Annotated in this window: 11 protein-coding genes; 3 read left to right on the top strand and 8 right to left on the bottom strand. The window is 39.3% G+C overall.

Going from position 1 to position 12,191, the window contains the following annotated elements; all coding sequences use genetic code 11:
• Positions 1-571: 571 nt before the first annotated feature.
• From Q9Q35_RS11895 to Q9Q35_RS11860, 8 genes are all read right to left on the bottom strand, one after another.
• Positions 572-2,635 carry an LTA synthase family protein gene (locus Q9Q35_RS11895; RefSeq protein WP_304653557.1) on the bottom strand — a complete coding sequence of 688 codons (2,064 nt, stop codon included), beginning with the start codon at positions 2,633-2,635 and terminating at the stop codon, positions 572-574.
• Between the two features lie 109 nt (positions 2,636-2,744).
• The gene (locus tag Q9Q35_RS11890) at positions 2,745-2,978 is read right to left on the bottom strand and encodes a YkuJ family protein (protein WP_004051512.1); all 234 of its coding nucleotides are present in this window, start codon (positions 2,976-2,978) and stop codon (positions 2,745-2,747) included.
• Between the two features lie 131 nt (positions 2,979-3,109).
• The gene (locus Q9Q35_RS11885; protein ID WP_304653556.1) at positions 3,110-4,129 is read right to left on the bottom strand and encodes a lysylphosphatidylglycerol synthase transmembrane domain-containing protein; all 1,020 of its coding nucleotides are present in this window, start codon (positions 4,127-4,129) and stop codon (positions 3,110-3,112) included.
• Positions 4,129-5,151, bottom strand: a complete 1,023-nt coding sequence (locus Q9Q35_RS11880; RefSeq protein ID WP_304653555.1) for a glycosyltransferase family 4 protein — start codon at positions 5,149-5,151, stop codon at positions 4,129-4,131. Before Q9Q35_RS11880 ends, Q9Q35_RS11885 begins: the two co-directional genes overlap by 1 nt.
• Before the next feature lie 13 nt (positions 5,152-5,164).
• Positions 5,165-6,346: a glycosyltransferase family 4 protein gene (locus tag Q9Q35_RS11875; RefSeq protein WP_304653554.1), complete on the bottom strand. Its 1,182-nt coding sequence runs from the start codon at positions 6,344-6,346 to the stop codon at positions 5,165-5,167.
• A gap of 192 nt (positions 6,347-6,538) precedes the next feature.
• Positions 6,539-8,260 carry a phosphoenolpyruvate--protein phosphotransferase gene (gene ptsP, locus Q9Q35_RS11870; RefSeq protein ID WP_304653553.1) on the bottom strand — a complete coding sequence of 574 codons (1,722 nt, stop codon included), beginning with the start codon at positions 8,258-8,260 and terminating at the stop codon, positions 6,539-6,541.
• Positions 8,260-8,526, bottom strand: a complete 267-nt coding sequence (locus Q9Q35_RS11865; protein ID WP_010688426.1) for a phosphocarrier protein HPr — start codon at positions 8,524-8,526, stop codon at positions 8,260-8,262. The genes ptsP and Q9Q35_RS11865 overlap by 1 nt, the downstream gene beginning before the upstream one ends.
• Positions 8,527-8,720: 194 nt before the next feature.
• Positions 8,721-8,909, bottom strand: coding sequence for a hypothetical protein (locus Q9Q35_RS11860; RefSeq protein ID WP_010688427.1), 189 nt, complete (start codon positions 8,907-8,909; stop codon positions 8,721-8,723).
• A 153-nt stretch (positions 8,910-9,062) separates the two neighbouring features.
• On the opposite strand from Q9Q35_RS11860, the gene Q9Q35_RS11855 reads away from it, so the two are divergent.
• The 3 genes from Q9Q35_RS11855 to Q9Q35_RS11845 all read left to right on the top strand — a co-directional run.
• Positions 9,063-11,225, top strand: a complete 2,163-nt coding sequence (locus Q9Q35_RS11855; protein WP_304653552.1) for an ATP-dependent Clp protease ATP-binding subunit — start codon at positions 9,063-9,065, stop codon at positions 11,223-11,225.
• Between the two features lie 152 nt (positions 11,226-11,377).
• The gene (locus Q9Q35_RS11850) at positions 11,378-11,653 is read left to right on the top strand and encodes a DUF1827 family protein (RefSeq protein ID WP_304653551.1); all 276 of its coding nucleotides are present in this window, start codon (positions 11,378-11,380) and stop codon (positions 11,651-11,653) included.
• Positions 11,654-11,743: 90 nt separating this feature from the next.
• The coding region (locus Q9Q35_RS11845; RefSeq protein ID WP_304653550.1) for a putative Ig domain-containing protein at positions 11,744-12,191 on the top strand (448 nt) is incomplete at its 3' end.

Raw genomic sequence — 12,191 nt, 5'->3', positions numbered from 1 at the left:
GAAACTTTGTTCAGTTTTCAAAGATCTACTTGATCGATTTATCTAATCGATATAATCAACATAATTATTATATCATATCTGATTTTCGTTGTCAATAACTTTTTTAATTATTTTTTCAACGTCGTAATCAGACGACTTATTCATCTTACCAAAACCATTAATCGATGTCAATAAGAAAATAATTTTTTTGTTATGCTGTAACAAATCAGCTTAAATATAATATCATGATTTTCAAGATGATGTCAACATCTTTTTTATATTATATTTTTAAGTAACTGCTCTGCATCAGCAACTTTTATAGTATACCAACATCTGGCAAGAAACGTCAATAACTTTTTTAGATTTTTTTGAATATATTCAAAAATTTTTGCTTAATATTGAAATATAACATTACCTATCTCAGCTATTCCTATCTCACATTATCAAAAAATGTGAGATAGCCTCTTTTGACCAAGATCTTAGCCCTTGACTGTAGATAACAAAAAGTCGCTACGATGCGTATTTGCATCGTAGCGACTTTACCATTGTCTATACAGAGCTATCTGTACTGTCTCACACTCTTTTGTCTAAACTATTTCAATTCAGGAGCATCTGTTTCGTATAGATTTTCAGTTGAATTGCCATTATTTTGCTGCAAGACACTCGTTGGTTTATCCTTTTGTGCCTGTTTGAGCTGTTTTAGGCCTTCTGAATACTTATAGTTGTATTTAGTCTTATCAGTCGCCTTAAAGCCTTCAGGTGTGTAGAAACGCAACAGATCGCCTGTGATGATCTTATCAGAAAGGGATAACTCTTCATCAACGTATTCTGTCTGCGCTTTAACTTGCGCCTTTTGCTCGGCCGTCAAACTATCTGTAACATCTTCACCTTTGTCATTGTAGATCGTACTTCCGATCTTTGTAAATGTCGGTGAAACAAAGTCACCATTTCTAAAGGCAACTGTTTGGTTCCGATCCTTAGCTAACAAGTCGTTTCCTAATTGGATCGTATCCGTATTCTTGATCCCCAAAAGATCTAATAAGGTTGGCATAACATCGATCTCACCACCATAAGTGTGATCTACTCCGCCTTTGATGCCATTAACATGGATCATAAATGGAACTTTTTGGAATTGTGCTAGATCATAACTATTTACGCTCTTCTTACCAAGTAATTGTGCGATCGCCTTTTTATGGTTATTTGAAATACCATAATGGTCACCATAAACGACGATCATCGAATTATCATATAGACCTGCTTTTTTCAAATAACTGATAAATTCACCAAAAGCATCGTCTAAATACTTAGCTGTTTGAACATAACCGTCAACAGTACTATCACCCGTTGTCGTCTTTTCGATCGTTTGATTTTGCTTATCAAGTTCGTATGGATAATGATTTGTGACCGTGATCAATTTTGCATAGAACGGTTGCGGTAACTGTTCGATGTACTTAACTGACTGTTGTAAAAACAACTTATCTTTTAAACCATATCCAATACTATAGTTGGATTTATTCTTGTAGTAGTCTTCACTAAAGAAATACTGATATCCCCAAGATTTATAGGTGTTATCGCGATTCCAAAAACTACCAACATCTCCGTGAAATGCCGCTGTTGTATAACCCTGTTGGTCCATAATAGCCGGCATTGCTTGGAAGGTATTATTGGTACCATAAGATGTCATAACTGACCCCGATGGTAAACCAAAGAGCGATGTTTCTAACATCGTTTCTGCATCAGAAGTCTTCCCTTGTCCTACTTGATGGTAGAAATTATCAAAGGAGATCGTGCTTTGATCGCTATAAAATTGATTGATATTTGGCGTTACTTCTTTACCATTAACTTTATAGTTGATCATAAATTGTTGGAAACTTTCCAAATGGAAAACAAAAACATTCTTACCTTTTGCTTTACCATAGTATTCTGGATTGACCGTTGTTTTGTTTTTTTCCAAAAACTTCAAGACCTGATCCATATCACTACTACTTGCACTAGCTCTTGTAGCACTTTCCTTATGCGTTTGGTAAGCGTTATAAGCAGCATAGAAGTTAATACCTAAATATTTAACAATGTAATTATTGTCAAATGTACGTGTCAGCAGTTGTGGGCGGTTCTTTTCGGCTAAACCTAGATTAGCTGCAAACAAAACACATGATAACAGTGTGACTCCGATCGGATAACGGAACTTGACTGGTCGTGTATCAATTTTGATGACCTTAAATACCAATAGTAGTGTCAAAATGATCACATCTGCAAAGATCCATAAGTCACTAAGATGCAAGATCTCGCCAATACTTAACGATAAATTATTTGAAACTGATCCCGAAGACTTAATGATCCCCATTGATAGGAAATCAGAAAACTCCCGATAGTACAAAACATTGGCAAAAAGCCATAGTGAGGCGATCAAATCGACGATCATCATGATCCAATAGGACTTCTTACCTCTAAAATAAAGAGCGATCCCTAAAAGTAATAAACCTGCTGGGAGCGGATTTAACAAGAGTAAGAAGCGTTGCATGCTGTCACTTATCCCTAAGCTAAACTTATTAACATAAACAGCATACGTTTTGATCCAAAGTAATACCAGAGTTAAAATAAAAAAACCTGTGCGCGTATTCAGCCCATCACGGACTTTCTTTAGCACTGAACGCATCTAATTGCCTCCAATAATAAGTAGTATTTAATTGTCTATGCGTCAAATTATAGTTTAATATCCTATGAAAAAGATAGTCATTCCACAAGATTTTAAAGATATTTTAAAATTAGTCGTTTAGCAAGTCGTAGATCTCCATCGCTGCTAGATCGATATCATCAAAATCGAACTTTTGATGTGTTGCTAATTCTTCTAATTCAAAAGTTTGTGTTGCAGGATCGTATGTTACGAATCCTCTTTCTTGTCCTTCACGCTCAAAGCGACGTGATTGAACTTCATTTGTGTCTGCTTTCATCATCGCATCTAGTCTTTCGATAATTGCCACAAGTTGTGAATTTTCCATAGATATAAATCTCCTCTTCATTTAAGTAGATCACGGACCTACTTTTGATATACCTTAGCAAATTATATACTAACACACCAAATATAATGAAACAATTCAAAAAAGTTGAAGATTTTAGGATGATCTTCTCTTTAATCTTGTTTTGGATATTTATCTGGTTTGATCACTAAGGCTACCATACCACCAAACATCCCCAAATAATAAGTAATGATCCGCCAAATTATCATTGCCAAGACCAGTTTACTTCCACTGTTAACAAAGGTCGAAAAAATCAGTGAAAAACTGTATTCAGCCCCACCGGCACCCCCAGGGATCGGAAATAATGAGATCACCATCACGATCAAAACGTGGAGCGTCATTACTGTCAGCAATTCAGCATGCTCGACTCGTAAAGCTAGCAAAATAAAAAAGGGGATGATGTAATAGAAAAATAGTTGGATCAAAGTGATCAAACTAACTTTGAACAATAAGCGGTAGTTAGCTTTCAATTGTAAGCTCTCCCGATAAAAGTTATCGATCTTCTCATTGATCAACTTATCATATTTTTCATAACGTTCTGAAGTTAAAAAGCGTTTAAAAGGCCGTAAACATAGATTTGTCATCTTCTTAGTAAAGTCATACCAATACATTATCAACAACAGACCTAAGATCACTGTCAAATGGATCAAAAAACCAAAGATCAACAGCAACCCCATAACGTGCAATTTATCGGCGATCAAATGAAATCCCAAAAATAAGCAAACGATGAAATTTAAAACGATCATCGATTGATATACCACAAATTTCATCAATAAGATCGAAGTCGCACGTCCAGCATCTACCCCAGATTGCAATAAGGCAAATAATTGCGCTGGTTGCCCACCTGAAGCAAACGGGGTGATCCCATTAAATAAAGCTTCGATCAATGGGATCCGCAACGAATCCTTAAAAGAATAAGTCGGGAACTGTCTTTTTAGTAATTCCTTGACCACAAAACCCTCACAAAAGATCGACAATGCCATGCATAACACAGCCACTGCGATCCACCCCCAATTAAGATGTGTGATATCACCGACCAAGTCATGATACGAGATCCCTTGAACAGAATAAAAAAAGATCCCGACCCCGATCAATATCATTATCAAGAGGGCTAATTTATTTTTCTTTGACATCACACTTTCCCCGCTTGTTTTTTATAGTAGTCCAACCAGATCAAGGCCAGACGATCTTCTGAATAAAATTTAGCTGCTGCTTTCGCCCGCTCACGCAATTTGGCTAATGCATCTGGGTCTTTAGCTAACTCTTTGAGCTTTTTTTCCATCTCATCTATATCAGTACAACCAGCATAATAACCCGCGATAACGCCTTCGTAAAGCTCAAGTTCACGTAAAACAACGGGAGTCTCACAACTAAACGCTTCAAGCACACTCATCGGAAAAAGTTCGTTATATGACGGTAACAAGAAAACATCAGCTAAGTTGTAGTACTCACACATCTCAATTCGTTCAACGATCCCAGGGAAATGTAAATTTTTAGGTGGATCATCGACCACTTTTTTCAACTCTGCATAGCCGTCAGTGATCATTCCAAATGAAAAGCCTCCGACCCAAACAAATTCGAATTCAGGATTGCGCTTAGCTAACTCGATAAAATCAAAAACACCTTTTCTTTCCTGGATCTGCCCCACACCAACGATCAAAAATTTATCAGTAGGCAATTTTTTTTCCATACGTAACTGCTTTTTTTCCTCACTAGCGATCGGATGAAATTCCTTTTTAGATACAAAATTAGGAATATAAGTTATCTTCTCACGAGCGATCCCATAAGCTTCCAATTTGGGGATAAAAGTTGGGTTAACAACGACCAAGGCATCCATCCGCTTATAAAAAGCGATCACATACCGATACAATACTTTACGTGCGATCCACGGCAACTTGAGACTTCCCTCCAGTGTTTCTGGCAAAAAGTGGACGTAACCCACTTTTTTACCTCGACGTTTGGAAAAAGTCGAAAAGAAAAACTTTAAGTCGATCGTGTGATAGTGACTGATATCAGCTGGACCAAACTCATTGATCGTGATCGCCAACTGCTCAGGATAATATTTTTCTAGCAACTTTATCAGTTCGGTGTATGCACTGCCCACCCCTTGGCCTTTGACCTTGGTTGCCGACGAATACATGTGAACATTTAACATTAGAAAACTCCTTTTAGCTGTGTTCTTTTGAGTAGGTTGTTTGGCTCAACTCTAAATAGTGTTCCTTACTACGTTCATAAAATTGTAAGATCTTTTCACCAAACTCGTCAGCTGAGATCTCTTTTAATTTTTGTTGTAACGGTTTAGGATCTTGATATTTGGCTGGCTTCGTCAAATATTCAACTACTAACTCAACAAATTCTTGTAAAGTCTCAAAATTTGCACCGATCGCCCGATCGCTTAAAAGTTCAGCCGTATATGGGCTTTTTGAGGAAACTACTTTAGTCCCTGCTGCCAATGCTTCAATATACGTCAAGCCTTGTGACTCTGAGACCGAAGTTGAAACAAATAGGTCAGCTGCATGATAAAATTCACTCACTTGAGTATTGTCCACTTCACCTGTAAAGATGATATCTTCGGTCAATCCGAGTTCTTTTACTTGATCTTGCAATGACTCTTTAGCTGGCCCATCCCCCACGATCAACAATTTGACCTTAGAAACTTTGGCCTTGATCGCAGGAAAACTAGCCACCATACGATCGATATCTTTTTCAAAGGCCAAGCGACTCAATGTTAGTAACAAAGGCGCATCCTCAGCTATTCCATAATGTTTTCGAACATTGTTTTCACTAGCAACTTTAAACCGTGTCAAATCGACTCCCGTAGGAATAACAGTGATCGGTTCTTTGATCCCATAACGAGTCAAAGTCTCTAAAACACGTTCACTTGGAGCCACGATCCCACTCATTTTTTCGCAAAAAGAACAAGTCATCAAACGTACATGAGAGGGTTTCAATAATTTTCCTTTGGCCACGTAATGTAAATAATCTTCATACATCGTATGGTAAGTATGAACACACGGGATCTTTAGCGCTTTAGCTACAAACTTCCCGATCAATCCCATTGAAAATTCGGTTTGCGTATGAACAATATCTAAATTTAATTCTTTAGCTACTTGATAAGACTGAAACAGTCCTCTAACAGCGATGCGTCTATCGGTAAAAGAAATAAATGGAATGCTAGCAAAGCGAAACACATTGCGCTCATAGACATTTTTCTCGACATCAGGATCGGTAGTCGTAAAAATATAGACCGTATGCCCTTTTTGTTCTAATTGTGAACGCAAAGTATCGATCGATGTCGCAACTCCGCTAACTTGCGGAAAATACGTATCTGTAAATATGCCGATATTCACAAGCACCTTTCCTCCTCAACTTTTTATCAGTTTTAATTATATGGTTTTAACTATTCCTTTGCAATGCTCTCACTGATACGAAGAGCAAAAAAATACCATTCTTAATATTTTAACATTTTCCGACTGATTTTAAACAAAAAGAGACCAGAAATCTCTTTCCGGTCTCTTCACTTAAGATAAGTTGATCGAATATTACTTCGTGTATTCAGCTACTAAAGCTTCAACTTCTTCAGTTGTTTCGCAATCTTCAACTGCTTTTTGAGCTAATTCTTGCATCTTAACTGAATCAAGTTTCTTCAATAAGCTACGTGTCTTCAAGATCGAAGTTGCACTCATTGAGAATTCATCTAAGCCTAAACCAAGCAACAATGGCACAGCAACTTGATCGCCAGCCATTTCACCACACATACCAGTCCACTTACCTTCTCTATGTGAAGCATCGATAATGAGCTTGATCAAACGCAAGATAGATGGGTTATATGGTTGGTAAAGGTAAGATACACGTTCGTTACCACGGTCAGCTGCCATAGAGTATTGGATCAAGTCATTAGTTCCGATACTAAAGAAATCAGCATACTTAGCTAACTTGTCTGCGATCATTGCAGCAGCAGGGATCTCCATCATCATTCCGACTTCGATATCGTCAGAAACTGGAATACCTTCTTTAACTAACTTAGCTTTTTCTTCTTCAAAGATCGCCTTAGCATCTTTGAATTCCTTGACAGTAGCGATCATTGGGAACATGATCGCTAAACGTCCATAGTTAGAAGCACGTAACAACGCACGCAATTGAGTACGGAAGATATCTTGACGATCTAATGAAATGCGGATCGCACGATAACCCAAGAATGGGTTTTCTTCTTCTGGTAGCGGTAGATAAGGTAGATCCTTATCCCCACCAATATCCATTGTACGTACAACAACTTGTTTGCCGTTCATACCTTCGACTGCTTCTTTGTATGCTTTGAACTGTTCTTCTTCCGTTGGAAGCTCACTTGCATCCATGTATAAGAATTCAGAACGGAACAATCCAACTGCTTCTGCCCCATTATCAACAGCACCTGTAACATCCTTAGGTGTACCGATATTAGCCCCTAAGATAACTTCTTTGCCGTCTTTGGAAACAGACTTAGCATCTTTTAATTGTTGCCATTCAGCTTTTTGAGCTTTGAAATCAGCAGCTTTTTGTTCATATTCAGCCAACTGTTCAGCAGTTGGATCAATAACTGCATCCCCAGCAATACCATCGATAATGACCATATCGCCTTCTTTGATCTCAGTTGTTGCTGAGCCAGAACCCACGACTGCAGGGATCTCAAGAGTTCTTGACATGATAGCAGAGTGCGATGTCCGTCCACCGATATCAGTGATAAAGCCCTTAACAAAATTGCGGTCTAATTGTGCTGTATCAGATGGTGTCAAGTCATGCGCTACGATCACAACTTCTTCGTTGATCAAAGCTGGGTTAGGTAAAGTTACACCCAATAAATGACTCATAACACGCTTGGTTACGTCGCGAATATCGCCTGCACGTTCTTGCATGTAAGCATTGTCTGTCATGCCTTCAAACATGGAAATAAACATGTCTGTTACGCTCTTCAAAGCAGCTTCAGCATTAACTTTTTCATTCTTGATTTGATTTTCGATTTGACCAATCATTTCAGGGTCAGCCAAGATCGTTAAGTGTGCCTCAAAAACTTCAGCTTCTTCAGCACCTAAGTTTTGGGCAGCTTTTTGCTTGATAGCTTCAAGCTCATTCTTGGAGGCTGCAACAGCATCATCCAAACGCTTGATCTCAGCTTCCGGATCAGAGATGCTGGTCTCAGAAAATGAAAGGTCAGGTTGCACAAGCATGTAGGCTTTTGCGGCTGCAATTCCGTCACTAGCTGCGATACCCTTCAACATTTTCGTCATTATTCAGCAAGTCCTTCCTTTGTCATTGTTTCTGTAATAGCAGCGATTGCTTCGGCTTCATCAGCACCATCAGCAGAGATCACAACGTCAGCGTTTTGACCTACACCTAATGACATAACACCCATAATAGACTTCAAGTTTACTGATTTACCTTGATATTCTAAAGTAATATCTGAGTTAAATTTGCTTGCAGCTTGCACCAAAAGTGTAGCTGGGCGTGCGTGAATACCTGTTTCTGCGATTACGTGAAATTCTTTCTTTTCCATTGTGGATCATGCTCCTTTAAATATAAATAAGATTTGTGCAACAATTAGTAAACAAATTGATTACAGTTGCAAAAGAATTCGTTTACATTAGCGATTACACTAGGTGTTGCACCTGCTATAAAAGATAATACCATGAATTATTTATCAAGACAAGGTATCACCCTTAAACATTTTGATAATATGTCGAAAAAAATTTATTTATCATTTTTATGGTAATGATAGATAACTCCACCACCACGTTTGGCTGTACCGACTACATTTTTCCGATAATTATAATTTAGTAAAATCTTTTGAAAATCCATAAATTCAGCCGTTTCGATCTCAAATTCTGTTATCTCACCTGCATGCAAGCGATCTAATAAAGCTTGATAATCCTTTTCCATCCTGCTCCCCCCTCTCATATATTTTTAAATTATACCATCTACCAATTTTTTTGCTTGCACTTAAGATAAAAATTTGTATAATAAAGCTACAAAGGTCAAAGTTGGTCAAACTGATTTTGACATTAAATTTACTCGGAAAGGTCGTGAATAGCTATGTTATGCCAAAATTGTCAACAAAACCAAGCTACGCTACATTTAACAACAAACATCAACGGTCGCCAAACTTCGATCGACCTTTGTCCTAACTGCTATCAAGCTTTGAAAAATCAAAGTCAACTACCACCTTCCTTAGGGGGGATCTTCCAAGATCCCTTTGGTAGTGATCCATTCGCTGATCTCTTTAAAAAGATCGACCAACAAAACCAACAGCGTTCCACACCAGCGCAAGAGCCCCTAACTCAAGCCGGTGATAATGGCGATAACGGTAGCATTTTGGATAAATACGGCCTCGATCTCACCGCCCAAGCTAAAGCAGGCCAGATCGACCCCGTTATCGGGCGTGACCGCGAGATAAAACGTGTAACTGAGATCTTGAATCGTCGCACTAAAAATAATCCTGTCCTTACCGGTGAAGCAGGGGTCGGGAAAACAGCAGTTGTCGAAGGTCTCGCCCAAAAGATCGTTGACGGCGATGTTCCACAAAAACTATTAAATAAAAAAGTTATCCGCCTAGATGTCGTTTCCCTAGTCCAAGGGACCGGGATCCGTGGCCAATTTGAGCAACGCATGCAGGAATTAATGGATGAGTTGAAACAAAAACAAGATATCATCCTCTTTATCGATGAGATCCATGAGATAGTTGGCGCCGGAAACGCTGAGGGCGGCATGGATGCCGGCAATGTCTTAAAACCAGCTCTAGCTAGAGGCGAGTTTCAACTCGTCGGGGCTACTACTTTAAACGAATTTCGTACGATCGAAAAAGATGCCGCCTTGGCGCGACGTTTACAACCAGTCCAGGTCAAAGAACCTTCTAAAGAGGAAGCTTTAGCGATCTTACATGGTCTACGTACTAAATATGAAAGCTACCATCAAGTCGCTTATACCGATGAAGCCCTTGAAAGTGCGATCCAACTTTCGACTCGTTACATTCAAGACCGCTATTTGCCAGATAAAGCGATCGATCTCTTAGATGAAGCCGGCTCGCGTAAGAATTTAGCCTTACAAGCTTTTGATCCAAGCGAAGTCAAAGCTAAGATAGCTCAAGCTCAGGCAAATAAAAAAGCCGCTTTAGACCAAGAAGATTATGAAAAAGCCGCTTTTTATCGCGATCAAGTCACTAAACTAGAAGATCATTTAACGGCTAAACCCCAAGCTAAAAGCGAAGTTACTGCCAAAGACATGGAAAAGATCGTTGAGGAAATGACTTCTATCCCTGTCGGCGAACTCAAACAAAAAGAACAAGCGCAATTACAAACCTTAGCCCAAACACTCAAGCAAAATGTTATCGGCCAAGACCGCGCCGTTGATAAAGTTGCCCGCTCGATCCGACGCAATCGGATCGGCTTTAACAAATCCGGCCGGCCGATCGGTTCATTTCTTTTTATCGGTCCTACAGGAGTCGGGAAAACAGAAGCTGCTAAACAACTTGCTTTAGAATTATTTGGGACGACTGAGGCCATGATCCGTTTTGATATGAGCGAATATATGGAAAAATTCTCTGTCTCTAAATTGATCGGTTCTCCTCCAGGTTACGTTGGATACGAAGAAGCCGGCCAATTGACCGAACAAGTCCGACGGCATCCATATAGCTTGATCTTATTAGACGAGATCGAAAAAGCTCATCCCGATGTCATGCATATGTTCTTGCAGATCTTAGATGATGGTCGCTTGACTGATTCACAAGGTAAGACTGTCAGCTTTAAAGATACGATCATCATCATGACAAGTAACGCTGGTTCAGGTGATCCGATCGTCAACGTTGGCTTTGGCACAACTGAGAGCACACCTAATTTGGTAGTCGATAAATTGACTAAATACTTCAAACCGGAATTTTTGAACCGTTTTGATGATATTATCGAGTTCAATGCTTTAACTAAAGAAGATCTTGAGCAGATCGTTGAGTTGATGCTCGAAAAAGTCGACCAAACGCTACAAGAAAATGGAATGTCGCTCAAAGTTTCAACTAAGGCCCGCCAAAAATTAGTCGAATTAGGCTATGATCCTAAGATGGGAGCCCGCCCACTACGCCGTACGATCCAAGACCAGATCGAAGACAAGGTGACTGACTTTTACCTCGATCATCCTCAAGTTAAAAACTTTTACGCCGACTTGAGCGACGATACGATCGTGATCAGTGAAACAAGCGTTACTGAATAATTCAACAAACTGGGAGTTTTTTACCAACTTCCCAGTTTTTTTATTTTCAACATTTCTATCAGATAGTTTATAATAATTATATAGAATTGGTAATTGAAGCATGCATTTTACTTCAAAAATTTTACTATCATTTAGCAAAGGGGGAAATCAACATGCAACTGATCGATGTTACCAACAGCTACTCACGCATGATCCAACATGAATTAGTTAAATCACCAGTTCATTTCATCAAAGTATATACCCTAGGGAATTCAAAAGTCGTCTATAAGAAAAAACATGCTTTTTCTGAGATCGTGATCTCAAATAAAATTCGTCGGGTCACTCCTAAAGAAATTGAATTTGTCAAAACTAAGCTTTTAAAAGACCGTGCTGACGCTGCGACTGTTACTGCTCAAGGAAACTTAGTGGAAATAAATTTGGAAAACTAAGACCTAGAAACCTCGTAAGCTACGGCTATAATGCCCTCTAAGTATACAGATGAAATAGAAAATTCATCTTATACTTGGAGGGTATTTTATATGTCTAGGAAATCAAAATACAGCTGGAACCAGGTAAGCTATGAACTGTATGACGGTTCGCTGCCTGCAGGCATGATTGTGAAGCCCAACGGGGAACTTTACGGTGTGCCCACAGAAGCGGGGACGTTCACCTTCACGGTGGAGATGACAAACAGCTATGGTCCCTTCGGCAGCAGCACTAAGACCTATACCATGACGGTAAAGGAGAACACGGACGCAAATGTTGACGCGGCCACGGACTCCGGATATGACCTGACCCAGCGTGTACAATATGCATATGACACATCGGCGGGCGACCAGCTGATGGTTTCCCAGGGCGTTTACGGGGAATTTGTGGATCTGTACCTGGACGGTGTGAAACTGACGGATGGGGTGGATTATACTTCTGAATCGGGAAGCACCAGGATTACCATATACTCCCAGACCCTGACCAACAACCTGGCGGAAG

The organism is uncultured Ligilactobacillus sp. (genome assembly GCF_948826705.1).
Lineage (GTDB): Bacteria > Bacillota > Bacilli > Lactobacillales > Lactobacillaceae > Ligilactobacillus.
The sequence above is the reverse complement of the archived record's forward strand: the minus strand, read 5'-3'. Positions and strand labels throughout refer to the sequence as shown.